This window comes from Kitasatospora sp. NBC_00315, assembly GCF_041435095.1.
In the GTDB taxonomy this organism is placed as follows: domain Bacteria; phylum Actinomycetota; class Actinomycetes; order Streptomycetales; family Streptomycetaceae; genus Kitasatospora.
On sequence record NZ_CP108025.1, the window covers coordinates 6,063,402 to 6,088,730 of the forward strand.

The window sequence follows — 25,329 nt, forward strand, 5'->3', positions numbered from 1 at the left end:
CCGGGAGTGCCCGGCGGCACCGCGCCGGACGCTGGTGGTCACTACGGCTAGGCCCCGTACTCGGTCATCGCGGCGACCAGCTGCTGGGCCCCGGAGGACACCGCGAAGCCCGATCCGGCCGGCGTCGCGGGCTCCACCCCGACCGCCATCGGGGGCCAGAACCGGCCGAGGTACCGGGACGAACTCACCAGCGCGTCAAGGGTGTCCGGGTCGGCGTCCGGCCGCAGGGCGGGGGAGACGCGCGGGGAGTGCTGGGTGGGGTTCATCGGCCATCGCTCCGATCAGCATGCCGCGGCGACGTTGCCGCGGACGTGGACGGGGCCGCACACGGGCCCCTGCCCGTGACCCTAGGGTGCGCTCCGGAAGGCGGCCAGAGCTACCCGAAGGTAGTACCTGTTCGAGCCAAACCCGGCGGTCTTGCAGCCGGGCCGTCCGCGCCGGGTACCGTGAGGAGGTTCGTCCGCCGTCTTCCCATCATGCCGTCACCCAGAGGAGACCCCGTGCGTATCGCCGTCGCCGGCTCGATCGCCACCGACCATCTGATGACCTTCCCCGGCCGCTTCGCCGACCAGCTGGTCGCGGAGCAACTGCACACGGTTTCGCTGTCCTTCCTGGTCGACACCCTCGACATCCGGCGTGGGGGCGTCGCCCCGAACATCGCGTTCGGCATGGGCGTCCTCGGCCTGCGCCCGATCCTGGTCGGCGCGGCCGGCGCGGACTTCGACGAGTACCGGAGCTGGCTGGAGCGCAACAACGTCGACTGTCAGTCGGTGCACATCTCGCAGACCCGGCACACCGCCCGGTTCATGTGCACCACGGACGAGGACCACAACCAGATCGCCTCCTTCTACACCGGTGCGATGGCCGAGGCCCGCAGCATCGAGCTGAAGCCGGTCGCGGACCGGACCGGCGGCCTGGAACTGGTCCTGATCGGCGCCGACGACCCGCAGGCGATGGTCCGCCACACCCAGGAGTGCCGGACCAGGGGCTACGCCTTCGCCGCCGACCCCTCCCAGCAGCTGGCCCGCCTGGAGGGCGACGACATCCGCGAGATCGTCGACGGCGCCGCCTACCTGTTCACCAACGAGTACGAGGCCGCGCTCATCGAGAGCAAGACCGGCTGGGGCTCGGAGGAGATCCTCACCCGGGTCGGCACCCGGATCACCACCCTGGGCAGCAAGGGCGTCCGGATCGACCGCAAGGGCGAGGAGACCATCACCGTCGGCTGCGCGCCCGAGGAGCGCAAGACCGACCCGACCGGCGTCGGCGACGCCTTCCGGGCCGGCTTCCTGGCGGGCCTGTCCTGGGAGCTCGGGCTGGAGCGCTCGGCCCAGCTCGGCTGCATGATGGCGACCCTGGTCATCGAGACGGTCGGCACCCAGGAGTACGAGCTGCGCCCCACCGCCTTCCTGCAGCGCTTCGAGGACGCGTACGGAGCGGGCGCGGCCGCCGACATCCGGGCCCACCTGATCAAGTAGTCCCGGGCGGCCGGCCGCTCACGAGGTCCTGCGCACCAGATGGGCACGGCCCCGGTCGCCGCCGTAGTCGGCGGCCGGAGCCGTGCCGAGGTACTCCTGCCCGCGCATGGCGCACCAGGCCGGGATGTCGAGCACGGCCGCCTCGTCGTCGGCCAGCACCACCACGGTGCCGCCCGGGGGGACCTCACCGATCCGCCGGGCCAGCTCGATCACCGGCAGCGGACACCGCTTGCCCAGCGCGTCGAGCACCACGGCCGGCCCGCCCGTCCCCGGCCGGTCCGCCCCGGCCTCCCCGTCCGACCCGGTCTTCCCGTCCGACCCGGCCGCCGCAGGCGCCGGCAGGTCCAGCCCGAGCGGCGCCCGGACGCCGGCCACGATCCCCGGCAGCACGGCGAGGAAGCGCTCGACGTCCGCCTCGGCCGTCCCGTACGGCAGCGACACCCGGACGTTGCCCTCGGTCAGCACGCCCATCGCGGCCAGCACATGGCTCGGGGTCAGGGTCGAGGAGGTGCAGGAGGAGCCGGAGGAGACGGCGAAGCCGGCCCGGTCCAGCTCGGTCAGCAGCACCTCGCCGTCCACGTACAGGCAGGAGAAGGTGACCAGGTGCGGCAGCCGGTGGACGGGGTCGCCGACCACCTCGACCTCGGGCACCAGCTGCGGCACCCTGGCCCTGATCCGCTCCACCAGCCCGTGCAGGCGGGCGTTCTCCCGCTCGGCGTCGGCCCGGACGGCGCGCAGCGAGGCGGCGGCGGCCACCACGGCCGGCACGTTGACGTACCCGGGCACCCGGCCCCGTTCGCGCTCGTCGGCGGGCAGCGGCGAGGCGTAGCGGACGCCCTTGCGCACGGCGAGCACCCCGACCCCGGCCGGGCCGCCCCACTTGTGCGCGCTGGCGGTCAGCAGTGACCAGCCGGCCGGGACGGCCGCCCGCCCGGTGCTCTGCGCGGCGTCCACCAGGAGCGGGATCTCGCCGCAGCGGGCCGCCGTCTCCGTGACCGGCTGGACGGTACCGACCTCGTGGTTGGCGGACTGCAGTACGGCCAGCGCGGTGTCCGGGCGCAGCGCGGCGGCGAACCCCTCGGGAGCCGCCCGGCCGAGCCGGTCCACCGGCACGACGGTGACCTCGCCCCCGGCTGCCTCGTGCCGCTCGGCGGCGTGCAGCACGGCGGAGTGCTCGACCGCGGAGTGGACCAGGTGCGCGCCCCGGCGGCGGTTGCCCGCCAGCGCGCCGAGCACCCCCAGGTGCAGGGCCTGGGTGCCGCTGGCGGTGAAGGAGACCTCGTCCGGGCGGGCGCCCAGCACCTCGGCGACGCTCTCGCGCGCCGCGTCCAGCAGCATCCGTGCCTGCCGGCCGGAGCGGTAGAGCCGGGCCGGGTCGGCCCAGCCCTCGTCCAGTGCGGCGGTCAGTGCCTGCCGGGCGACGGGGTGGAGCGGGGCGGTCGAGGCGACGTCGAAATACACGGTTGCCATTCAACTACAGAGCCGACCGCGCTCCACGGTCTCACCACCCGTCAGTCGATCATCCTCTTTGTCCGTTTCGTCCGTACTCGACGGGTCGTCACCCGGGTGGTGCCGAGCCGTCCCCCGATCGGGCGTACGGTCCTCGAAAGCCTGCCGTGACCTGGGAATCCACCCCTGCGGGGCCTGATCGGGCGACCGGGCGGCGCGTTACCGGGACCTGCCCGTCAGCAGCGCATAAGGCTGGAGTAGGGTTTGGCCCGCATAAGCATTCAAACCGTGCCCGTGGACGGGTCGCCGGGGAGGGTCACCTCCTCCCCGGAGCGACGCGAAGGCGGGCGAGACTTCGGGAAGGCGCTACGTGAGTCCCAACGGCTCCGACCGCTCGCCGCGGCGCACGATGCGGCGGAAGCTGCCTCAGGCGCTGGCACTGGGCCTCGTCATCGCGACCGCTACCGGCTGCTCGGCCAACGACCTCCCCAGGCTTGGCCTCCCGAGCCCCGTCACGCAGGAAGGGCCCCTGGTCCTTCACATGTGGCAGGGCTCCTGGATCGCGGCGCTGGCAGTGGGCGCACTGATGTGGGGTCTGATCATCTGGAGCGTGATCTTCCACCGGCGCAGCCGCACCGGTATCCAGATCCCTCCGCAGACCCGGTACAACGTGCCCATCGAGGCGCTTTACACCGCGGTCCCCATCGTCATCGTCTCGGTGCTCTTCTACTTCGTCGCCCGCGACGAGACGAGGCTGACCTCGGTCAGCGCGAAGCCGGACCACACGGTCAACGTGGTCGGCTTCCAGTGGAGCTGGGCGTTCAACTACGAGAACACCGAGACCCCGGACCCGACCAGCACCACGGCCGCGTACGACGTGGGCACGCCGGAGCAGGAGCCCACGCTCTGGCTCCCGGTCAACGAGTCGGTGAAGTTCGTCCTCACCTCGCGGGACGTCATCCACGACTTCTGGCCCGTCAACTTCTTGATGAAGATGGACGTCGTGCCGGGCGTGGTCAACAGGTTCGAGGTCACCCCGACCGTCAAGGGCACCTACCGGGGCAAGTGCGCCGAGCTCTGCGGCGAGGACCACTCGCGGATGCTCTTCAACGTGAAGGTCGTCGACCGCGCGGAGTACGACAAGCACCTGGCGGACCTCCGGGCCAAGGGCCAGACCGGCGCGTTGCCTTCCGGCATCTTCAGGACCACGGGAAGTGAAAACAAGTGACCATCCTCAACGAGCCCGCCGCGGCCGGCGGGGGCGCCGGGGCCGTCACGGTCGGCGGGGGCCAGCGCACCCGCAAGCCGGGTTCCACCATCATCAAGTGGCTGACCACCACCGACCACAAGACGATCGGCACCCTCTACCTGGGGACGTCCTTCGCCTTCTTCCTGATCGGTGGCATCCTCGCCCTGGTCATGCGCGCCGAGCTGGCTCGTCCCGGGACCCAGATCCTGTCGAACGAGCAGTTCAACCAGGCGTTCACGATGCACGGCACGATCATGCTGCTGATGTTCGCGACGCCGCTCTTCGCGGGCTTCGCGAACTGGATCATGCCGCTGCAGATCGGCGCGCCTGACGTGGCGTTCCCCCGGCTGAACATGTTCGCCTACTGGCTCTACCTGTTCGGCTCGACCATCGCGGTGGCCGGCTTCGTCACCCCGCAGGGCGCCGCCGACTTCGGCTGGTTCGCCTACTCGCCGCTCTCCGACGCCGTCCGCTCGCCGGGCGTCGGCGCCGACATGTGGATCATGGGCCTGGCCTTCTCCGGCTTCGGCACGATCCTCGGCGCGGTCAACTTCATCACCACCATCATCTGCATGCGCGCGCCCGGCATGACGATGTTCCGGATGTCGATCTTCGTCTGGAACGTCCTGCTGACCGCCGTGCTGGTCCTGCTGGCCTTCCCCGTGCTCGCCGCCGCGCTGTTCGCGCTGGAGGCGGATCGGAAATTCGGGGCACACGTCTTCGATCCGGCGAACGGCGGGGCCCTGCTCTGGCAGCACCTCTTCTGGTTCTTCGGCCACCCCGAGGTGTACATCATCGCGCTGCCGTTCTTCGGCATCGTGTCGGAGATCATCCCGGTCTTCAGCCGCAAGCCGATGTTCGGCTACTCCGGCCTGATCGCGGCCACCATCGCGATCGCCGGCCTGTCCGTGACGGTGTGGGCGCACCACATGTACGTCACCGGCCAGGTGCTGCTGCCGTTCTTCTCCTTCATGACCTTCCTGATCGCGGTCCCGACCGGGGTGAAGTTCTTCAACTGGGTCGGCACCATGTGGAAGGGCTCCCTGAGCTTCGAGACGCCGATGCTCTGGACGGTCGGCTTCCTGGTGACCTTCCTCTTCGGTGGTCTGACGGGCGTGCTGCTCGCCTCCCCGCCGATCGACTTCCACGTCTCGGACTCGTACTTCGTCGTCGCCCACTTCCACTACGTGGTCTTCGGCACCGTCGTCTTCGCGATGTTCGCCGGCTTCCACTTCTGGTGGCCGAAGATGACCGGCAAGATGCTCGACGAGCGCCTTGGCAAGATCACCTTCTGGACGCTGTTCATCGGCTTCCACGCCACCTTCCTGGTCCAGCACTGGCTCGGCGCCGAGGGCATGCCCCGCCGCTACGCCGACTACCTGGCCTCGGACGGCTTCACCACCCTGAACACCGTCTCCACCATCGGCTCCTTCCTGCTCGGCCTGTCGATCCTGCCGTTCCTCTACAACGTCTGGAAGACCGCCAAGTACGGCGAGAAGGTGGAGGTCGACGACCCGTGGGGCTACGGCCGCTCGCTGGAGTGGGCGACCTCCTGCCCGCCGCCGCGGCACAACTTCCTCACGCTGCCGCGTATCCGCTCGGAATCCCCGGCGTTCGACCTGCACCACCCGGAGATCGCCGCGCTGGACTACCTGGAGGCTCACGGTGAGCCCGCCAAGCACTTCGCCGGTGTGACCCCGGCGAAGTACGACAACCCGCAGCTCACCAAGGGCAAGAAGGAGGGCGACGCCTGATGAGGGAACAGGGCAAGATCTTCCTCGGCTTCGCGGTCTTCATCCTCGCGATGGCCATCACCTACGGCCTCTGGACCTCGCACAGCGACCACGGCACGGAGGCGGCCGGTACCACCGCGCTGTTCCTGGCCTTCGGTCTCTGCGCGTTCATCGGGTACTACCTCGCCTTCACCGCCCGCCGGGTGGACAGTGGCGCGGGTGACAACCCCGAGGCCGAGGTGGCGGACGACGCCGGCGAGCAGGGCTTCTTCGCCCCGCACAGCTGGCAGCCGCTCTCGCTGGGGATCGGTGGCGCGCTCGCCTTCCTCGGCGTGATCTTCGGCTGGTGGCTGCTCTACTGGTCGATCCCGATCATCCTGATCGGCCTGTACGGCTGGGTGTTCGAGTTCTACCGGGGCGAGGACCAGAACCAGTAGTCCCGCCGCCCCTCACCGGGCACCGCACAGGGCCGGGTCTCCCGCAAGGGGGGCCCGGCCCCGCTGCGTCCGGGCGGGTGCGACGTCACTCCGCCGGCGCAGTCGCGGGCCTTTCGGATGTCGCCATCCGCACGGGTGTTCCTACGATCTGATCAATCGTGCGACCCCTCGGAGGCGGGCATGACCGGCAGGCGCGGAATCTCAGGTATAGGCAGCATCTCCCTCGCACTCGCGTGCATGACCCCCTTGGCCGCCTGCTCCTCGGGCGGCGGCGGGGACCAGGCCACGGTGGAGCCGGCCCGGGCGGTGGACGCGGCGGCCCTGGTGCACATCTCGGCCACCGGCCAGGTGGACCCGTCCAAGCCCTTCACCGTCACGGCCGAGCCCGGCAGCCGGCTCACCGACGTCACCGTCGCCGGCCCGGACGGGCGGCTGGTGGCCGGAAAGCTCGCGGACGACCAGCGCAGCTGGCAGAGCACCGGGCACCTGAAGGCGGCCACCAGCTACGCGGTGCGGGTCGCCGCGGACGACGGCAAGGGCGGCCGGGGCGAGACCAGCTCCTCGTTCAGCACCGTCGCCGCGCAGCGCCTGCTGACCGCCAAGCTCGGCCCGGACTCCTCCGGCAGCGGCGTCTACGGCGTCGGCCAGCCGCTCACCGTCCAGCTCTCCGAGCCGGTCAAGGACCCGGCGGCCCGCCAGGAGGTCGAGCGGTCCCTGGCGGTCACCTCCCAGCCCGCCGTGGTCGGCGCCTGGTACTGGGTGGACGACAGCAACCTGCACTTCCGGCCGAAGGACTACTGGCCGGCCGACGCGAAGGTCTCGCTCGCCTTCGACGGCGAGGGCAGCCGGATCTCGGACGGCCTCTACGGCGGCGCGCCCGCCACACTCGCCCTGCGCACCGGCGACCGGGTGGAGAGCCTGGTGGACGCGGCCACCCACGAGCTCACGCTCAGCCGCAACGGGGTACCGGTGCGGACCATCCCGGTGACCACCGGCAAGCCCGGCTTCTCCACCCGCAACGGCACCAAGGTGGTGCTGGGACAGGAGCGCGTGGTGCGGATGAGCGGCGAGACGATCGGCATAGCCGCGGGCAGCCAGGAGTCCTACGACCTCCAGGTCGAGTGGGCCACCCGGGTGACCTGGAGCGGCGAGTACGTGCACGCCGCTCCCTGGTCGGTGGCCTCGCAGGGGGTCGACAACGTCAGCCACGGCTGCACGGGCATGAGCACCGAGAACGCCAAGTGGTTCTACGACCAGACCCGGGTCGGTGACATCGTCCGGGTCGTGAACAGCCTGGGCGCCGGCATGGAGCCGTTCGGCAACGGCTTCGGCGACTGGAACGTCTCCTGGGACGACTGGCTCAAGCACAGCGCCACCGGACAGCCCGTCAGCACCGCCGCCCGGAGCGGCCAGGGCCAGGTCGCGTCGGTGGCCCTGCCGCAGCTCTAGCCGTCTGACCCGGGGCGCAGGTCAGGCCCCGTACGCGAGCCCCAGGGCCGTCTGCACGGCGGCCAGGGCGTCCGCCCGGGTGACACCGAGGCGCCGGGCCCGCTCGGCGTACTCGGTGGCGGCGGCGGCCGTCAGGCGGTGTGCGGTGTCGCCGGTGGCGGCGATCAGGGTGCCGCGCCGGCCGTGCGTCTCCACGACGCCGTCCGCCTCCAGCTCCCGGTAGGCCCGGGCCACCGTGTTGGCGGCCAGCCCCAGCTGCTCGGCCAGGGCCCGGACGGTGGGCAGCTTCAACCCGGTGGGCAGGTCGCCGCTGCGGGCCCGGTCGGCGATCTGGGTGCGGATCTGCTCGTACGGGGGAGTGGCGGCGTCGTGGTCGACGGACAGGTGCACGGGTACTCCTGACGAGTGGTCGGTGCCGGGCGCCGTGCGGGGCGGCCGGGGCGGAAACGGGAGAGAGGGCCCCCGTCCGGCGGATGCCGGGCAGGGGCCCTCTCGTGTGGAGTACGGGATCAGTGGTGGCCGTGGCCGCTGGTGATCTCGTGGTGCTCCTCGGCCGTGGGCTTGGCGATCTGGCTGCCTTCGCCGTAGAAGCTCTCGGAGAGCTTCGCGCGGGTCTTGGTGACCACGCCGACCTTGGCGGCCACGCCGTTCTCGTCCACCTCGGCCGGCAGCTCCACCGGCTGCACCTGCTCGTGGGCGGTGAGGGTGTGCAGCTTGGCGGGCGGGAGCTGGGCGTGCACCTCGACGAACTCGCCGTGCGGCAGGCGCTTGATGACGCCGGTCTCGCGGCCGTGCAGCACCTTGTCCTTGTCGCGGCGCTGGAGGCCGAGGCACCAGCGCTTGGTGATGAAGAAGGTGATGATCGGGACCACGAAGAAGCCGACCCGCACGAAGTACGTGATGTCGTTGATCGACAGGTGCAGGTGGGTCGCGAACAGGTCGTTGCCACCACCGACCAGCAGCACCAGGTACAGGCTGATCCAGGCCGCGCCCAGGCCGGTACGGACCGGGGCGTTGCGCGGCCGGTCCAGGATGTGGTGCTCGCGCTTGTCGCCGGTGATCCAGCCCTCGATGAACGGGTAGACCGCGATGGCGGCGAGCACCATCGGGAAGATCGCCAGCGGGACCATCACACCCATGTTCAGGGTGTGGCCCCAGGCGCGGATCTCCCAGCCCGGCATGATGCGGATCAGGCCCTCGGAGAAGCCCATGTACCAGTCCGGCTGGGCGTCCGTGGACACCTGGTCGGGACGGTAGGGGCCGTACGCCCAGATCGGGTTGATCGTGGCGATCGCCGACATCGCGGAGATGATGCCGAACACGAGGAAGAAGAAGCCGCCGGCCTTCGCCATGTAGACCGGCATCAGCGGCATGCCGACGACGTTCTGCTCGGTCTTGCCGGGCCCGGCCCACTGGGTGTGCTTGTGGTAGAAGACCAGGATCAGGTGCGCGACCAGCAGGCCCAGCATGATGCCCGGGATGAGCAGCACGTGGATGGTGAAGAACCGCGGCACGATGTCGGTGCCGGGGAACTGCCCGCCGAACAGGAACATCTGGATGTACGTGCCGACCAGCGGGACGGCCAGGATCGCGCCCTCCATGAACCGGATACCGGTGCCGGAGAGCAGGTCGTCGGGCAGCGAGTAGCCGAAGAACCCGTCGAACATGCCCAGGACCAGCAGCAGGAAGCCGAAGACCCAGTTGATCTCACGCGGCTTGCGGAACGCGCCCGTGAAGAACACGCGCATCATGTGCACGAGCATCGCGGCCACGAAGACCAGGGCGGCCCAGTGGTGGATCTGCCGGATCAGCAGGCCGCCGCGGACCTCGAAGCTGATGTTCATCGTGGAGGCGTACGCCTCCGACATCCGGATGCCGTTGAGCGGGGCGTAGGAGCCGTGGTAGACGACCTCGCCCATGCTCGGCTTGAAGAAGAGCGTCAGGTAGACGCCCGTCAGGATGATGATCACGAAGGTGTAGAGGCAGATCTCACCGAGCATGAAGGACCAGTGGTCCGGGAAGATCTTGCGCAGGTTGGCCTTGGCCAGGGAGTAGATCCCCAGCCGGCCGTCCACCCAGTCCGCCGCCGACTCCGCCTTGTTGGCGGGCTTGGCACGCGTGCTGGCCGGCTTGGACGCGCCACTGCTGGCGCTGCTCGCGGAACTCATGCGGAGCGCTCCCAGAAGCTCGGGCCGACGGGCTCCGCGAAGTCGCCGGTGGCGACCAGGAAGCCCTCTTGGTTGGTGGTGATCTTCAGCTGCGGCAGCGGGTGGCCGGCCGGGCCGAAGATCACGCGGGCGCCGTCGGCCAGGTCGAAGGTCGACTGGTGGCAGGGGCACAGTGCGTGGTGCGTCTGCTGCTCGTACAGGCTGATCGGGCAGCCGACGTGGGTGCAGATCTTGGAGTAGGCCAGGATGCCCTCGAAGCCGAGCTCGCGGGAGTCGTTGTCCTTGATGTCCTCCGGCGCGATCCGGACGAGCATCAGCGCGTCCTTGGCGATCTGCTGCTGGAAGTCCTCGTCGTCCTCCTCCAGGCCCTCGGGCTTGGCGAAGGTGAGCGAGCCGACCGCGATGTCCTCGGCCTTCATCGGCTTGTTGGTGTTCATGTTGATCAGCGGCAGCGGCTTGGCCTCGGTGGCCACCCGCCAGCCGGTGTGGTCCAGCTTGTCCTCGGGCAGCGGCCCCAGGTCGCGCAGCAGGACGACACCCGACAGCGGGACGAGCGCCATCGAGCCGATCAGGGTGTTGCGGATCATCTTGCGACGGCCGAAGCCGGACTCCGCGGCACCGGTCGTGAACTGCTCGATGACGTCCGCGCGGACGTCGTCGTCGGCCTCGATCGCGTGGCGCTCGGCGGGGAGCTCGTGGTCGGACATCAGGGTGCGGGCCCAGTGGACCGCGCCCGCGCCGATGCAGAACAGCGCGACCCCGAGGGTCAGGCCGAGCGCGAAGTTGAGCGCGCTGACGTGCCCCAGCGGGAAGATGTAGACGATCTTGTCGGGGTCGATCGCCACGTAGGAGGCGATGAAGCCCACGGTGGCGAGCATCGACACGACGAACATCAGGGAGACCTGGCGCTCGGCGCGCTTGGCGGCCCGCTCGTCGATGTCGGTACGGCGCGGCGCGTGGGCCGGCAGGCCCGGGTCGGCGAAGGGGTCGCCGTGTCCGGCTACCTCGTGCCCTTCGGAGCCGTGGGACTCCGGAAGCTTCTCAGCTGACATGTCGTGGCTCATGACTTCTTGGCCTTGGTGGTGTGGGCGGCGACCCAGATCGCGATCGCGATGAGTGCGCCGAGACCGAAGATCCAACCGAACAGGCCCTCGGTCACCGGACCGAGGCTGCCGAGCGCGAGGCCGCCGGGGCTGGGCTCCTCGTTGGTGTGGCGGACGAAGGCCACGATCTGGCGCTTCTGCTCCTCGGGCATGGTGGTGTCGGGGAACGCCGGCATGTTCTGCGGGCCGGTCTGCATGGCCTCGTAGATGTGCTTGGCGTCCACGCCCTCCAGCGAGGGGGCGTACTTGCCCTGGGTGAGGGCACCGCCCTTGCCGGCGAAGTTGTGGCACTGGGAGCAGTTGGTGCGGAACAGCTCGCCGCCCGCGGCCACGTCGTCCGGGTTGGTCGACTTGTACTGCTCCTCCGTGGGCGTCACCGGGCCGGGGCCGAGCGATGCCACGAAGGCCGCGAGCTGGTCGATCTCGGGCTGGGTGTAGATGACCTTCTTCTTCGGCACCTGGGCGCCGGGCTGCTGCGCGGGCATCCGGCCGGTGCCGACCTGGAAGTCGACCGCGGCGGAGCCGACGCCGACCAGGCTCGGGCCGTCACTGCTGCCCTGGCCGTTGAGGCCGTGGCAGGAGGAGCAGCCGACGGCGAAGAGCTTCTTGCCCTCATCGATCGCGAGCGACTGCGCGGAGGTGTCGGCCTGGGCCTTCTCGGCGGGCGCGAACGCGGCGTACAGCCCCCCGGTGGCCGCCAGGGCGAGAAGTAGAACGACCAGCGCCGCCAGTGGGTGGCGCCGTCGTGCGGAGAGCTTTTTCACGGAATAACCCCGGTGTCAGGATCTGGTCGACTGGTGGGTGCGCCCGGCGGCCGGTCTGGCCGGTACGGCAGGCGGCCTGCTAGGGCTGCGCGCGCGGTCGGTCGGTGGGAGCGTCGTTCACCGGCAGCAGGGTCGTCTTCGGTGAGGGCGCCCCTCGCGGCCGGCAGCCAGCGACCTGATCAGCTGGTTACTTGATCAGGTAGATGGTCGCGAACAGGCCGATCCACACGACGTCGACGAAGTGCCAGTAGTACGACACGACGATCGCGGCCGTGGCCTGCTCGTGCGTGAAGCGCTTGGCTGCGTACGTCCGTCCCAGGACCAGCAGGAAGGCGATCAGACCACCCGTCACGTGCATACCGTGGAAGCCGGTGGTCAGGTAGAACACCGTGCCGTACGGGTCGGAGGACAGCGACAGGCCGTCCTTCTTGACCAGCTCGGTGTACTCGAAGATCTGCCCGCCGATGAAGATCGCGCCCATCACGAAGGTGATGGTGAACCACGAGCGGAGCTTCTTCACGTCCCCGCGCTCGGCGGCGAAGACGCCGAGCTGGCAGGTCAGCGAGGAGAGCACCAGGATCGTGGTGTTGACGGAGGAGAAGGGCACGTTGAGCGCGTGCGCCTTCTCGCTCCAGAACTCCGGCCCCTTGACGGAGCGGAGAGTGAAGTACATCGCGAAGAGCGCCGCGAAGAACATCAACTCGGAACTCAGCCAGACGATCGTTCCGACGCTGACCATGTTCGGCCGGTTGACCGATCCGTGCGCGTGCCCGGTTTCTACTGCTGTTGCTGTCGCCACGACGGACATTATGTCGGTCCCTTATTCCGTCTTCACGCCGGGGGGTGTCCCTCGGAGTGTCCGGTGCGTGCGGTATGCCCCCCCGGGGGCCGACGGCGCCCCGAAGCGGTCGGTCGGCGAGGCTATGTCCGTTTTCTGACGGTTGTTCGGTGCGGCATCCGGGCGCCCGGGAGCTTCGAGCACTCCTTTGCCCTGCGTGTCGCGGAGCCCGTCGGCCCTCGCGGCGGCTAGCGGGTCCGCCGTACGGGTGGACTGTGATCGGGAGGGTGACGCCGCGCCCCCCGAACGGGTGAGGGGCGGGCGGGCCGCCCCGGAGCACAGCGCGGCGGGGAGCGCGAGCGGGGCCCGGTCCGCCCGCCCGCCGGACGCAGTTCGGCGGGATCACGCCGGAGGGGCTCGGGGGCGGGTGATCGGGAGTAGCATCCGGAACAGGTGGACGTGGTCCGGATCACATCTGAGGGAGCAGGGCCCCATGGCGCACACGACCGACGAGACGCTCACCGTCCTCGTCTACAGCGATGACCGCAACACCCGCGAGCAGGTGCGGACGGCCCTCGGCCGGCGCCCCGCCGCGGATCTCCCCGAGCTCGACTACCTGGAGTGCGCGACCACGCCCGCCGTGCTGCGCGCGCTGGAGAAGGGCGGGGTGGACCTCTGCGTCCTGGACGGCGAGGCCGTGCCGGTCGGCGGTCTGGGCCTGGGCCGCCAGCTCAAGGACGAGATCTACGGCTGCCCGCCCGTCCTGGTGCTGATCGGCCGGCCGCAGGACTCCTGGCTCGCCGCCTGGAGCCGGGCGGACGCCGCGATCTCCCGGCCGGTGGACCCGGTGGCGCTCGCCGAGGCCGCGGCCACCCTGCTCCGCAGCCGTACCGCGGGCCGGGCCCCGGCCACCCGCTGACGCCGGCGCCGCCGCCCGGCCGCCCCCGTCCGCTCCCCTTCTCTCTCCCGCCGTCTCAACAGGAGAGAAGAGGGGAACGGGCGGGGGCGGCCGCGAGGCGGCGCTCGATAGGCTGACCTCAAGGTTCCGGAGCTCCTCCGGTGACACCCACGAGAGCTGGAGTCAGCCATGGTGAACGTGCACCCTGCGAACGGCGGCAACGACCCCGTGCAGGTGGTCCGCGCCTGGCCGGATCTCCTGTCCGCGCTGTTGAGGGGCGAGGACCTCACCCAGGCCGACACCGCCTGGGCGATGGACTGCATCATGAGCGGCGAGGCGAGCCCCGCCCAGGTGGCCGGCTTCGCGGTGGCCCTGCGGGCCAAGGGCGAGACCGTGGAGGAGATCTCCGGCATGGTGGACGCGATGTACGCGCACGCCGAGCCGCTGCACATCCCCGGCCCGGCGGTGGACATCGTCGGCACCGGCGGCGACCGCGCCAAGACCGTCAACATCTCCACCATGTCGGCGATCGTCGCGGCGGCCGCGGGCGCGAAGGTGGTCAAGCACGGCAACCGGGCCGCCTCCTCGGCGAGCGGGTCCTCGGAGGTGCTGGAGAAGCTGGGCATCAGACTGGACCTCGGTGCGCAGCGGGTCGCGGAGGTGGCCGAGGAGGTGGGCCTGACCTTCTGCTTCGCGGCCAAGTTCCACCCGGCGATGCGGCACACCGCGCTGGCCCGCCGGGATCTCGGCGTACCGACCGCCTTCAACATCCTCGGCCCGCTGACCAACCCCGCCAAGGTCACCTCGCACGCCATCGGCTGCTTCGACACCCGGCTGGCCGGGCTGATCGCCGGAGTGCTGGCCCGGCGCGGCGCCACCGCCCTGGTCTTCCGCGGCGACGACGGCCTGGACGAGCTCACCATCTCCACCACGTCCCGGATCTGGACGGTCAAGGACGGCACCGTCACCGAGAGCACCTTCGACCCGCGCGAGGTCGGCATCGAGCTGGCCGGCATCGAGTCGCTGCGCGGCGGGGACCCCGAGCACAACGCCGGGGTGGCGCGCCGGCTGCTGGCCGGCGAGCGGGGGCCGGTGCGCGACGCCGTCCTGCTGAACACCGCGACCGCGCTGGCGGCCCTGGACCTGACCGACGCGCCGCTGGCCGGTCAGCTCGCCGCGGGCATCGAGCGGGCCGCCGCCGCCATCGACTCCGGCGCGGCGCAGGCGCTGCTGAAGCAGTGGACCGAGGCCACCGCCCGCTCCTGAACTCCCTCAAGGCCCGGGGTGGTCCGCGATCCGCCCCGGGCTCCGGCGGAGCCGTGCGGTCCGGATGGCGGACACCTGTTTGACCACCGGGTGGCTCCTCCGTAGAGTCTGGGCCAGGTCATGAGTGGCAGCGACAAGCCCCAGCTTGCTGTCCGGCAACCCTCCGTCCGTGGCGGGGTGCCCTGGGTGAGGACCGGGCTTCGCGGCGATCCGTCCGCGCGGCAAGCGCGGACCACCGGCATTTCTGCACTCCCGGGGTCCAGACCTCAGAGGAGTGCATTCCGATGTCCGTGATCTCCACCGAAATCTGCGCCCCGCTCGCCGTCCTCGGCCACGACGTCCAGGTCCCGCTCGCCAGCGGCGAGAAGGTCGGTTACGCCGCCCTCGACTACGCCGCCAGCTCGCCGGCGCTCCAGCGGGTCTGGGACGACGTCGCCGCGTACGCCCCGTACTACGGCAGCGTGCACCGCGGCGCCGGCTACCTCTCGCAGCTCTCCACCGACCTGTTCGAGCAGAGCCGCCGCACCGTCGAGGAGTTCCTCGACCTGCGCGAGGACGACCAGGTGGTCTTCACCCGCGCCACCACCGACTCGCTGAACCTGCTGGCGGGCGCACTGCCGGCCGGCACCCGGATCTTCGTCTTCGAGACCGAGCACCACGCCTCGCTGCTGCCGTGGCGCCGTGAGGGCCTGACGGTCGACTACCTGCGCGCCCCCCGCTCGCACGCCGAGGCCGTCGCCGCGCTGGACGAGGCGCTGGCCGGCGCGGGCGAGGGCCCGAAGCTGTTCTGCGTCACCGGCGCCTCCAACGTGACCGGCGAGCTGTGGCCGGTCGCCGAGCTCGCCGCCACCGCCCACCGGCACGGCGCCCGGATCGTCCTGGACGCCGCCCAGCTCGCGCCGCACCACCGGGTCTCGGTCCGTGAGCTCGACGTGGACTGGGTCGCCTTCTCCGGTCACAAGCTCTACGCCCCGTTCGGCGCCGGCGTGCTGGCCGGGCGCAGCGACTGGCTGGACGCGGCCGAGCCCTACCTGGCCGGCGGTGGCGCCACCCGGACGGTCGCCCGTGAGGCGGACGGCTCGGTCGCCGTCGAGTGGAACTCCGGCCCGGCCCGGCACGAGGCCGGCTCCCCGAACGTCATCGGCGCCTACGCCGTCGCCTCGGCCTGCCGGGCGCTGACCGAGGCGGGCTTCGACGCCCTGGAGGCCCGCGAGCAGCAGCTGATCGGCCGGCTCACGGCCGGGCTGGCCGAGATCCCCGAGGTCAAGGTGCTCAGCCTGTTCGGCGCCGACTCCGCGCGGGTGGGCGTGCTCTCCTTCGTGGTGCAGGGCTGGAACAGCTCGCACTTCTCCGCCGCGCTCTCCGCCGAGTACGGCATCGGCGTGCGCGACGGCCTGTTCTGCGCCCACCCGCTGGTGCGCACCCTGCTGGGCGGCGAGGACACGGAGCCGTCCGAGTGCGGTGCGCCCGAGCCGTCCCTGCCCGGCGAGCGCAGCCTGAACGCGATCCGGGTCAGCTTCGGGGCCGGCACCCCGGACGAGCACCTGGAGCGCTTCCTGACCGCCGTCCGCGAGCTGGTCACGGACGGCGCCGCCTGGAGCTACCGCAGCGAGGGCGGCCGGTGCGTCGTGGACACCCGCCGGGACGGCTGACTACTCGTCCAGCCCCAGGTCGAAGGCGGCCTCCAGGTCGTGCTGGGAGTACGTGCGGAAGGCGATCTGGGTCTCGGTGTGCGCCACACCCGGCACCTTGTTGAGCCGGCCGGGGATCACGTCGGCGAGGTCGTCGTGCCGACGCACCCGGACCATCGCCACCAGGTCGTAGCCACCGGTCACCGAGTAGACCTCGCTGACGCCCTCGATGGCCGCGATCGCCTCGGCGATCTCGGGGATGCGGTCGACGCTGGTCTTGATCAGGACGATGGCGGTGATCACGCTGATGCTCCTTCGTGGGGTGTCGTCAGCCTAGCCGCCGGGGGCGGTGGTGGGCGGCCCAGGTGAAGGCGAAGCCCACCGTGAAGCCGATGACGTGCACGAGGTACGCCACCCCGGTGCCGCCCGAGCGCACCGACCACCACTGCAGTGCGAACCACAGGCCCAGCACCAGCCAGGCCGGGAAGCGCAGCGGCAGGAAGAGCAGGACCGGGACGAGCGTGGTGACCCGGGCCCGGGGGTACAGCCGCAGGTACCCGCCGAGGACGGCCGCGATCGCTCCCGAGGCGCCGATCAGCACCCGGGTCGAGTCCGCCGAGTGCGACTCGGCGAGCGCGTACCCGTACGTGGCGACGGCGCCGGCCACCAGATAGAAGAGGAGGAAGCGGGAGCGTCCCAGCCGTTCCTCCACCCCGGCGCCGAAGACGTACAGGAACAGCATGTTCCCCAGCAGGTGCAGCCAGCCGGCGTGCACGAACAGGGAGCTGAGCACGGAGAGGGCCGGCGTCTTGCCGGGGGTGGGAGCGGGCGGGCAGCCGGCCCCGCCCTGCGGCTGCTCGATCCGGTCGGCGGTCAGCGGCCGGTGGTCGAGCAGTTCGGCCGGAATCGCCCCCCAGCGCTGCTCGTACCGCTGTTCGGCGCAGACCCGGGCCGGGCCGGTGCCGTACAGCGGGTTCAGCCCGGCGGCCGGGCCCAGCAGGAAGACCAGCACGTTGAGGGCGATCAGGGCATAGGTGACGGCGGGCACGGGCACGGCGGGGCCGCCGTCCTGCGCGCCGGTGTGGTCCAGGACCGGGATCGCCATGCCCCGGAGCATTCCTCGGCCCGGCCCCGGCGACACCGCGGCGTACTGCGTGCGGGTGACGGCGGCGGAGCGCCACCGGTGCTCCACGGAGAGAGATCAGGACCGGTGGCCGGTGCGCGGGACCCAGGCAATAGGCTTGGGGCGGGCATTCCCCGCCTCCCGCCGTCGACGCCGGGACACCGGGGGGAGCGCCTCCCGCCCAGACAGGGAACAGCCGAGAGGACCCCCCGATGACCGTCCCCGCCCTGACCGCAGAGACCCGCTGGCGCTGCACGCTGTGCGGCAACCTGACCCGCTTCGACGTCACCCGTTCCGCGAGGGTCGTCGAGTACCTGCACTTCGATCTGGCGGGCGAGTCCAAGGTCGAGGAGACCGAGGTGCTGGCCGAGACGGTCGAGTCGGTGCGCTGCCGCTGGTGCAACGCGGTGGACCAGATCGAACTGGTGGACCGGCCGGGTGCCGAGAGCGCCGAGGCCGGCGGCGCGCAGGCCTGACCCGCGGCCTGGCCGGCGGCGCCCGGCCGGGGCGCCGCCGGGCCCGGGGGAGTGTGGCGCGGCGCGGTGTGGGGCACGGTAGACGGGACAATTGCAGAGAGCGGTGAGTTTCGGGGCAGCGGCAGCCGGCCGTGAGCACCCCGCGCGAGAGGATCGGAGCCGAGGACGTGGTGGACGCAGCGAGGGAGCCCGCCGAGTCGCAGGGGCAGCCGCCCGCTGTGGACACGAGCCCCCCGGACGCGGACGGGGCCGCCCCGGCCGGCGCCCGCGGCGATGCCACGACGGGCACCGGCCACGCTGCCGCGGGCACCGCTGCCGAGCGGGACGGCCACGAGCGGGACGGCCACGAGCCGGGCGGCCGTGCCACCGGTGACGAGCCGGGCGGGCCGGACGCCGCCGGGCCGGTGCCCGAGGGCCGTGCACCCGAGCAGCTCGACCGTCCGCTGCCCGAGGGCGTCCGCCGCCGGGTGGTCGGAATCGCCGCCGACGCGCTGGGCGGCCTGCCCGTCGGCGAGCTGCCGCTGTCGCTGCGTCAGTACGCCAAGTTCACCCCGGCCCGCCGGGCCAAGTACGCCGCCACCGCGCTGGCCGCGGCCCTGGAGGCGGAGCCTGCCTTCCGGGTGCGGATAGCGGACCGGTTGCGCCTGGGCCAGCCCGACCTGGTCTCCGCGCTGGAGGCGGGCAGCGTACCGGGCGCGGCCGACCCGATGGACGTCGCCACCGCCGCCTACCTGCTGCGCCCGCCCGGTTGGTCGCGGCTGGTCGCGCAGGCCGGCGAGCAGGCCGAACGGGCCGGCGCCGAGGGCGCGGTCGCCGAGGCCACCCGGCTGAACGAGAAGCTCCAGGCGGAGCTGGCCGAGGCGCGGGCCGCCGCGCGGGCCGACCTGGACCGCCGCCGGGCCGAGTCGGAGGGCGTGCGCAGGGAGGCCGAGTCGCTGCGCAAGAAGGCGCGCTCGCTGGAGAGCGACACCCGAAGGGCCCAGGCCGAGGCGCGGAAGCTGGCCGCCGAGCTGGAGGCGGTCCGGGCCGCCGCCGCCGCGGAGCGCAGCGCCGCCGAGAGCGAGGCGCGCCGGCTGCGGCACCGGATCTCGGAGCTGGAGACCGCGGTGGAGCAGGGCCGCCGCTCCGCGCGCGAGGGCCGCAGCGTGGAGGACATGCGGCTGCGGCTGCTGCTGGACACCGTGCTCCAGTCGGCCCAGGGGCTGCAGCGGGAGCTGGCGCTGCCGGTCGCCCAGATCCATCCGGCCGACCTGGTCGAGGCGGTGCAGCCGGCCTCGGCCTCGCCGCACGACGTGGCCCGGCGGGCGCTGGCGGAGGACGATCCGGCGCTGCTGGACCAGTTGCTGGCGATCCCGCAGGTACATCTGCTGGTGGACGGCTACAACGTGACCAAGACCGGCTATCCGACCCTGCCGCTGGAGCAGCAGCGGATCCGGCTGCTCGGCGGCCTGGCGATGCTGGCGCAGCGCACCCAGGCGGAGGTCACCTGTGTCTTCGACGGCCAGGACCTGGACGTCCCGGTGATCCTGGCGCCGCCGCGCGGGGTCCGGGTGCGGTTCAGCCGTACCGGGGAGACCGCGGACGAGCTGATCCGCCGCCTGGTGCGGGCGGAGCCGCAGGGGCGTCCGGTGGTGGTGGTCTCCACCGACCGCGAGGTGGCCGACGGGGTGCGCGACGCGGGGGCCCGGCCGGTGGCGTCGATTCTGCTGCTCAACCGGCTGGCGCGGTCCTGAGACGTCCGGCCCCTCGGACCGTCGCGGGGCCGGTGCGCGGGCCCGGCGGGGGCGGGCGGGGGCGCCCGGAGTGACAGCTGGTCAGCGGCTTGGTGACGCGGGTGTGTGGGTCACGTGAAATCCCCGCCGGAGCTCCAGGTTCATGGTCCCGTGGGAGTGGCGGAAAGCTCTGATCTTCACTAGGGTCTGGCGTCAAACCTATTTCCGGATACTCACTCGTTCGGGTGAGTCCGCAGAAAGAAGGAGCGGGTCTTTTGGCCTCCCACCGCCGTCCTAAGCAGCCGAGCCGCGCACGGGTCTCCGTGCTCACCGCTGCGGCGGCGACCGCGGTCGCCCTCTCCGCCCAGATGAGTGCCCACGCCGCGCCGGCGCCCAAGAAAGAGGACGTCAAGGCGCAGGTCGACCAGCTCAACACGGAGCAGGAGCAGGCGGCGGAGCGGTACAACGGCGCCAAGGAGCGGGCCGACCAGCTGCGCAAGCAGGCGGACCAGCTGCAGGACCAGGTCGCGCGTGGCCAGGACCAGATGACCCACCTTCAGGCCGGTCTGGCCGAGGTGGCCGGCGAGCAGTACCGCACCGGGGGCATCGACCCCTCCGTCCAGCTGATGCTCACCTCCGACCCCTCCGGCTACCTGGAGCAGGCGGCCAGCGTCCAGCAGGCCACCTCCAGCCAGGCGGACGCGCTCAAGGGCCTCCAGGACCAGCAGCGCCGCCTGGACCAGCAGAAGATCGAGGCCGCCGCCGTCCTCGCCTCGCTGGACGAGACCACCAAGGACCTGAACCAGGCCAAGGCGGACGTCAACAAGAAGCTCCAGGAGGCGAACGCGCTGCTGAGCCAGCTCAGCGCCTCCGACCGGGCCTCGATCACCCAGGGGGACGGCCGCGCCTCGCGCGACTCCGTCCGGGTCGACCTCTCCGCGCTCCCGCAGGCCGCCGGCTACGCCGGTGTCGCGGTCGCCAAGGCGATGAGCAAGCAGGGGTCGCCGTACGTCTGGGGCGCCACCGGCCCCAGCACCTTCGACTGCTCGGGCCTGATGGTGTGGGCCTACGGCCAGGCCGGGGTCTCGCTGCCGCGTACCTCCCAGGAGCAGGGCAACGTCGGCGCCCGGGTCCCCTCGCTCGCGGACGCCCAGCCCGGCGACCTGATCGTCTACGGCAGCGACCGGCACCACGTGGCGATGTACATCGGCAACGGGCTGGTCGTGCACGCACCGCACACCGGTGACGTGGTGAAGGTGATGAAGGCGGACGCCATGCCGATCAACACCATCCGCCGGGTCTGACGCACCGGGAGGCGCCCGGTGCCGGGCGCCCCGGGCCTCTCCCGCTCGGCCCCTGCGGGCCGGCCGCCCTCGGTCGCGGCGAGCGGACAACGCCCGCATAACGGACATTTGCTGACCGTTCGCCACATCCAACACGCCCGAACCCGGGGAAATCGTTCTGTGATCTGGAACACCCCCGGCCGGCGCTCCGTGTGACCAGCTGATGAAAAACAATCAGCCCTCCGTGGGATTCCGGTCACGGATGGTCATATGTGCCACCGAACTCGGCCGTCATTCCAACTTTTTTCCTACAACGATTTGAACGGATCACGGTTTCGTTACTAGGGTCATGCCTCGAACCACCGCACAGTCGATCACCCAGTCCGGGTGGCGGCGGGGGTTACCGCCGAGTCCGCGAAACAGCCGGGCAGTCAACTGCTCACGGGGAAGCCCCTGTGGGGGTGCTGTGGAACGGAGCCGGGGAACCATGTTCCTCGGGGTGAATCGGCGCCAGGTCGGCCGCGTGCGGCCGGTGAGGCGTCGTAGGGCATGTCTTCCAGCCCGAACCCGTCAGCTCACCCGGTAGGCGGACGTAGGAAGAAGGAGTCCGCCTTCGTGGCGTCCCATCGTCGTCCCAAGCCTGCCGGCCGTGCCCGCGTGTCGATCATGACCGCTGCTGCCGCCGCCGCCGTGGCCCTCTCCGCGCAGTCCGGCGCCCACGCCGACCCCGCGCCGACCAAGGACCAGGTCAAGGAGCAGGTCGACCAGCTCAACGAGCAGGCCGAGGTCGCCACCGAGCAGTTCAACGGTGCGCAGGCCAAGCAGCAGGAGCTGCAGAAGCAGGTCGGTGACCTGCAGGACAGGGTGGCCCGTCAGCAGTCCCAGGTCACCGACCTGCAGGGCGGTCTGGCCGAGATCGCGGCGGAGCAGTACCGCAACGGCGGCATCTCGCCCACCGTCCAGCTGATGCTCTCCAGCAGCCCGGACAACTTCCTGACCCAGGCCGGTTCGCTCAACCAGGTCGGCGACTCGCAGAGCAGCGCGCTCAAGGAGCTCCAGGCTCAGCAGCGCAAGCTCGACCAGGACAAGTCCGAGGCGCAGGGCAAGCTCGCCGAGCTGGACTCCACCACCCAGCAGCTCAAGGCCAGCAAGGACGAGGTCCAGGGCAAGCTGGCCAAGGCCACCGAACTGCTCAACACGCTGACCGAGCAGGAGCGCCAGGCCCTGCGCGCCGCCGAGGCCAAGTCCGCCGCGGACGCCAAGGCGCAGGCCGACGCCGCCAAGGCCAACACCGACCGCGCCTCGCGCGACAGCGGCCGCAGCTCGCTCAGCGCCTCCACCGGCTCCGCGCCGGCCTCCTCCGTCCCGGCCAGTGGCCGTGCCGCCGCCGCCATCGCGGCCGCCGAGAGCAAGCTCGGTTCGCCGTACGTCTACGGCGCCACCGGCCCGAGCTCCTTCGACTGCTCGGGTCTGACCGGCTGGGCCTACGCCCAGGCGGGCGTCACGCTGCCGCGCACCTCGCAGGCGCAGGCCTCGGCCGGCACCCGGATCGGCACCAACATCGCCAACGCGCAGCCCGGCGACCTGATCATCTACTACAGCGGCATGACCCACGTGGGCCTCTACGTGGGCGGCGGCCAGATCATCCACGCCCCGCACACGGGCGCGGTGGTCCGCTACGAGTCCGCCACGGTGATGCCGATCGCGGCCATCGTGCGCATCTGACCTCCCGCCGAAGCGGCGGTACCGACAGGCCCGGCCCCCGATCCCCGGGGGGCCGGGCCTGCGGCTTTCCGGGGAGCCGAGTGGATGTCCGATTAGGGGTCAAATATTCGTGTTGAGAGGGGTTTGGACTCGGTCGCGCTGACTCGCTAACGTCTGCCACCTGGCCCCCGCACGGACGGCCGCCCAGCCCGGGCGGCGGCGGTGGCCGGGCCGCAGGAATGGAGCCGCGCCGTATGGCGATGCACCGTCACCAACTGCCAGGTGTGCACACACTGGTCCGCGCGCTGGTGCTCACCGCCGCCGCCAGTACCGCGCTCGGCGTGACGGCCGGCGGCAGCGCCTTCGCCAACCCGGGTGCCCCCGGTGGGCCGCCCGACCGCAACGATGTCAAGGCCCAGGTCGACCAGCTCTACGGCGAGGCCGAGCAGGCCTCGGAGAAGTACAACGCGGCCCAGGAGTACCAGCGCAGGCTGATCGCCGAGACCGGCGCGCTCCAGCAGCAGGTGGCGCTCGGGCAGGACGAGCTCAACCGGCTCCGCGGCGACCTCGCTGTGGTCGCGGGCGCCCAGTACCGGGCCGGTGGCATCGCGCCGACCGCCCAGCTGATGCTGGCCTCCGACCCGGCCGGCTACCTCTCCCGGGTGAGCAGCCTGGACCAGGCCGCCGAGCGGCAGAGCGACGCCCTGCGCGAGGTGGCCGACCACCAGCGCAGACTGGACCAGCGGCGCGCGGAGACCGGTGCCAAGCTCGCGGAGCTGGAGGAGGCCCGCCGGGCGCTGGCCGACAACAAGCAGCAGATCCAGCAGCGGCTGGCGCAGGCCCAGCGGCTGCTCAACGGTCTCGGGGTCGGCGGGCGGGCGAGGTTCGTGGCGCAGGACGCCCGGGAGGCCGAGCAGCGCGTCACCCGGGGCACCGACCGGCTCGACCTCGGCACCGCCCCGCCCGCCTCCGAGCGCGCGGCCGCCGCGCTCGCCGCGGCCGTCGCCAAGATCGGCTCCCCGTACGTCTTCGGGGCGACCGGGCCCGGCGCGTTCGACTGCTCCGGTCTGATGTACTGGAGCTGGCGGCAGGCCGGAGTGACCCTGCCGCGGACCTCGCAGGGGCAGGCCTCGGCCGGCCGGCGGGTGAGCCTCGCCGAAGCGCAACCGGGAGACCTGGTGATCTTCTACAGGGACATGCACCACGTCGGCATGTACGCCGGCGGGGGAGTCGTCGTGCACGCGCCCTACCCCGGCGCCCGGGTGCGGTACGAGAGCGTCAACGCGATGCCCGTCGCGGAGGTGGTCCGGCTCTGAGCCGCACCCGGCCGGATCCGGCGGACGCGATCGGCGACCCGCCCCGTGAGGAACCCGGGGCGGGTCGCCCCGTGCTGTCCCGGCGCGGCGCGCTGCTGCTCGCGGCCGGCGCGCTGACCCAGCTCTCGCTCCCCCCGGCCACGCCCGTGCCCCGGGCGGCGCAGGCGCCGACGCCCGGTGAGGTGGCCGCCCTGCTGGCCGCGCGCGCCGGGGCGCTGCGGACGCACGACGCCGCGGCCCTCCCGGTCGGCGGCGCCACCGCCGGGGCCGAGGGGTCGGAGCCGGTGGCCAGGATCGCAGCCGTCCCGCTGGCCGCCCTGGAGTACCGCACGCCCACCCGCGCCGCTCCCGGCCCGGACAGACGGCCGGTCGTCGACGCCGTCCTCGCGGTGCGCGTCGAGGGGTACGACGACCATCCGGCGCTGTTCTCCCGCCGGATCACCCTGATACGCGGGGCGGGGCCGCGCGGGGCCCGGCCCTGGCGGGTCGAGCGGGAGGAGGCGGCCGGCGGCGCCGTACCGCTGTGGGACCTCGGCACGGTGGAGGCCGCCGCGGGCACGCACTGCCTGGTGCTCGGCACGGCCGGCGCCGCCACCGCGCCGGCCGCCCTGGTGCCGGTCGCCGACCGCGCGGTGGCGGCGGTCAGCGCGGCCTGGGGCACCGGCTGGGCCGGCCGGCTGCTGCTGGAGGTCCCCGCCACCGAGGACGGCTTCGCCCGGCTGCTGGACGTCCCGCCGGCCGACTGGGCCGGCATGGCGGCGGTCACCAGCGCCGCGGCCGGCGCGCCGGCCGGCACCCCGGCGGACCGGGTGCTGATCAACCCCGAGGCGTACCAGCGGCTCAGTGAGCTCGGCCGGCAGGTCGTCGTCACGCACGAGGCCACCCACGTCGCGACCCGCGCGGACACCCGACCGTGGACCCCGCTCTGGCTCTCCGAGGGCGTCGCAGACTGGACGGCCTACCGGGAGACCGGGCGCACCGCCCGGCAGATCGCGCCGGAACTCACCCGGGACGTCGCCGCGGGGCGGCTCCCCACCGCGCTGCCGACCGCCGCCGACCTGGCACCCGGCGCGAAGGACATCGCGCAGGCCTACGAACTCTCCTGGCTGGCCTGCGAGCTGATCGCGCGCCGGTACGGGCCCGAGCGGCTGGTCGGGCTCTACCGGGCGGTCGGCGCGGCGGGCGCCGGCGCCGCGCCCGAACGGCGCCTGGACCTCGCCCTGCGCGCGACGCTCGGGACCGGCCTCGCCGACTTCACCGCGCTGTGGATCGCCGAGACCCGACGGCAGCTGGCCGGCGGCTGAGGACGGCC

At 72.1% G+C, this 25,329-nt stretch carries 23 protein-coding genes and 2 riboswitches; of the genes, 14 read left to right on the top strand and 9 right to left on the bottom strand.

Annotated features, from left to right (window positions below; translation table 11 throughout):
- Positions 1–47 precede the first annotated feature (47 nt).
- Positions 48–266: a hypothetical protein gene (locus OG823_RS25260; protein WP_371482082.1), complete on the bottom strand. Its 219-nt coding sequence runs from the start codon at positions 264–266 to the stop codon at positions 48–50.
- A gap of 234 nt (positions 267–500) precedes the next feature.
- Between OG823_RS25260 and OG823_RS25265 the strand changes: the two genes are divergently transcribed.
- Positions 501–1,478, top strand: coding sequence for a carbohydrate kinase family protein (locus tag OG823_RS25265; RefSeq protein WP_371482083.1), 978 nt, complete (start codon positions 501–503; stop codon positions 1,476–1,478).
- An 18-nt stretch (positions 1,479–1,496) separates the two neighbouring features.
- Here OG823_RS25265 and OG823_RS25270 read toward each other — a convergent pair whose 3' ends face one another.
- Complete coding sequence (locus tag OG823_RS25270; RefSeq protein WP_371482085.1) at positions 1,497–2,948, bottom strand: cysteine desulfurase/sulfurtransferase TusA family protein; 1,452 nt, start codon at positions 2,946–2,948, stop codon at positions 1,497–1,499.
- A gap of 349 nt (positions 2,949–3,297) precedes the next feature.
- Here OG823_RS25270 and coxB point away from each other — a divergent pair, with 349 nt between their 5' ends.
- The 4 genes from coxB (at position 3,298) to OG823_RS25290 (ending at position 7,795) form a co-directional block, all read left to right on the top strand.
- Positions 3,298–4,155 carry a cytochrome c oxidase subunit II gene (coxB, locus tag OG823_RS25275; RefSeq protein ID WP_371482086.1) on the top strand — a complete coding sequence of 286 codons (858 nt, stop codon included), beginning with the start codon at positions 3,298–3,300 and terminating at the stop codon, positions 4,153–4,155.
- Positions 4,152–5,930, top strand: coding sequence for a cytochrome c oxidase subunit I (ctaD, locus tag OG823_RS25280; protein ID WP_371482088.1), 1,779 nt, complete (start codon positions 4,152–4,154; stop codon positions 5,928–5,930). The genes coxB and ctaD overlap by 4 nt, the downstream gene beginning before the upstream one ends.
- Entirely contained in the window at positions 5,930–6,346 is a 417-nt protein-coding gene (locus OG823_RS25285; RefSeq protein ID WP_371482089.1) for a cytochrome c oxidase subunit 4, read from the top strand. Before ctaD ends, OG823_RS25285 begins: the two co-directional genes overlap by 1 nt.
- A gap of 237 nt (positions 6,347–6,583) precedes the next feature.
- Positions 6,584–7,795, top strand: a complete 1,212-nt coding sequence (locus tag OG823_RS25290; protein WP_371482090.1) for an Ig-like domain-containing protein — start codon at positions 6,584–6,586, stop codon at positions 7,793–7,795.
- 21 nt (positions 7,796–7,816) lie between these two features.
- Here the strand turns inward: OG823_RS25290 and OG823_RS25295 are convergent, their stop codons facing one another.
- The 5 genes from OG823_RS25295 to OG823_RS25315 all read right to left on the bottom strand — a co-directional run bounded on the left by OG823_RS25295 (position 7,817) and on the right by OG823_RS25315 (position 12,638).
- A complete protein-coding gene (locus tag OG823_RS25295; protein WP_371482092.1) occupies positions 7,817–8,185 on the bottom strand; it encodes a GntR family transcriptional regulator in 369 nt (122 codons plus the stop codon).
- Positions 8,186–8,304: 119 nt separating this feature from the next.
- On the bottom strand, positions 8,305–9,963 hold the full coding sequence (locus tag OG823_RS25300; protein WP_371482094.1) for a cytochrome bc complex cytochrome b subunit: 1,659 nt from the start codon (positions 9,961–9,963) through the stop codon (positions 8,305–8,307).
- Positions 9,960–11,015 (bottom strand): Rieske 2Fe-2S domain-containing protein, encoded by a 1,056-nt coding sequence (locus OG823_RS25305; protein ID WP_371482095.1) that lies wholly within the window; start codon positions 11,013–11,015, stop codon positions 9,960–9,962. Before OG823_RS25305 ends, OG823_RS25300 begins: the two co-directional genes overlap by 4 nt.
- An 8-nt stretch (positions 11,016–11,023) precedes the next feature.
- Positions 11,024–11,830 (bottom strand): c-type cytochrome, encoded by an 807-nt coding sequence (locus OG823_RS25310; RefSeq protein WP_371482096.1) that lies wholly within the window; start codon positions 11,828–11,830, stop codon positions 11,024–11,026.
- A gap of 187 nt (positions 11,831–12,017) precedes the next feature.
- The gene (locus OG823_RS25315; RefSeq protein WP_371482098.1) at positions 12,018–12,638 is read right to left on the bottom strand and encodes a heme-copper oxidase subunit III; all 621 of its coding nucleotides are present in this window, start codon (positions 12,636–12,638) and stop codon (positions 12,018–12,020) included.
- Between the two features lie 463 nt (positions 12,639–13,101).
- Here OG823_RS25315 and OG823_RS25320 point away from each other — a divergent pair, with 463 nt between their 5' ends.
- From OG823_RS25320 to OG823_RS25330, 3 genes are all read left to right on the top strand, one after another.
- Positions 13,102–13,527: a hypothetical protein gene (locus tag OG823_RS25320; RefSeq protein ID WP_371482099.1), complete on the top strand. Its 426-nt coding sequence runs from the start codon at positions 13,102–13,104 to the stop codon at positions 13,525–13,527.
- Between the two features lie 168 nt (positions 13,528–13,695).
- A complete protein-coding gene (trpD, locus tag OG823_RS25325; RefSeq protein WP_371482101.1) occupies positions 13,696–14,772 on the top strand; it encodes an anthranilate phosphoribosyltransferase in 1,077 nt (358 codons plus the stop codon).
- Positions 14,773–14,888: 116 nt separating this feature from the next.
- A riboswitch (SAM riboswitch) is annotated at positions 14,889–15,006 on the top strand.
- A gap of 50 nt (positions 15,007–15,056) precedes the next feature.
- Positions 15,057–16,424: an aminotransferase class V-fold PLP-dependent enzyme gene (locus OG823_RS25330; RefSeq protein ID WP_371482102.1), complete on the top strand. Its 1,368-nt coding sequence runs from the start codon at positions 15,057–15,059 to the stop codon at positions 16,422–16,424.
- On the opposite strand, the gene OG823_RS25335 is transcribed toward OG823_RS25330, so the two are convergent.
- Positions 16,425–16,706: an Lrp/AsnC ligand binding domain-containing protein gene (locus OG823_RS25335; RefSeq protein WP_371482103.1), complete on the bottom strand. Its 282-nt coding sequence runs from the start codon at positions 16,704–16,706 to the stop codon at positions 16,425–16,427.
- 25 nt (positions 16,707–16,731) lie between these two features.
- The gene (locus OG823_RS25340; protein ID WP_371482104.1) at positions 16,732–17,508 is read right to left on the bottom strand and encodes a rhomboid family intramembrane serine protease; all 777 of its coding nucleotides are present in this window, start codon (positions 17,506–17,508) and stop codon (positions 16,732–16,734) included.
- A 230-nt stretch (positions 17,509–17,738) separates the two neighbouring features.
- Here OG823_RS25340 and OG823_RS25345 point away from each other — a divergent pair, with 230 nt between their 5' ends.
- From OG823_RS25345 to OG823_RS25370, 6 genes are all read left to right on the top strand, one after another.
- A complete protein-coding gene (locus tag OG823_RS25345) occupies positions 17,739–18,002 on the top strand; it encodes a hypothetical protein (RefSeq protein WP_371482105.1) in 264 nt (87 codons plus the stop codon).
- 404 nt (positions 18,003–18,406) lie between these two features.
- A complete protein-coding gene (locus OG823_RS25350) occupies positions 18,407–19,735 on the top strand; it encodes an NYN domain-containing protein (RefSeq protein ID WP_371484648.1) in 1,329 nt (442 codons plus the stop codon).
- A gap of 254 nt (positions 19,736–19,989) precedes the next feature.
- Entirely contained in the window at positions 19,990–21,018 is a 1,029-nt protein-coding gene (locus OG823_RS25355) for an NlpC/P60 family protein (protein ID WP_371482106.1), read from the top strand.
- A gap of 411 nt (positions 21,019–21,429) precedes the next feature.
- Positions 21,430–21,602: riboswitch (cyclic di-AMP (ydaO/yuaA leader) on the top strand.
- A 10-nt stretch (positions 21,603–21,612) separates the two neighbouring features.
- Positions 21,613–22,722: an NlpC/P60 family protein gene (locus OG823_RS25360; protein ID WP_371482107.1), complete on the top strand. Its 1,110-nt coding sequence runs from the start codon at positions 21,613–21,615 to the stop codon at positions 22,720–22,722.
- Positions 22,723–22,961: 239 nt separating this feature from the next.
- A complete protein-coding gene (locus OG823_RS25365) occupies positions 22,962–24,017 on the top strand; it encodes an NlpC/P60 family protein (RefSeq protein WP_371484649.1) in 1,056 nt (351 codons plus the stop codon).
- A gap of 71 nt (positions 24,018–24,088) precedes the next feature.
- Positions 24,089–25,321: a hypothetical protein gene (locus OG823_RS25370; protein WP_371482109.1), complete on the top strand. Its 1,233-nt coding sequence runs from the start codon at positions 24,089–24,091 to the stop codon at positions 25,319–25,321.
- Positions 25,322–25,329 lie beyond the last annotated feature (8 nt).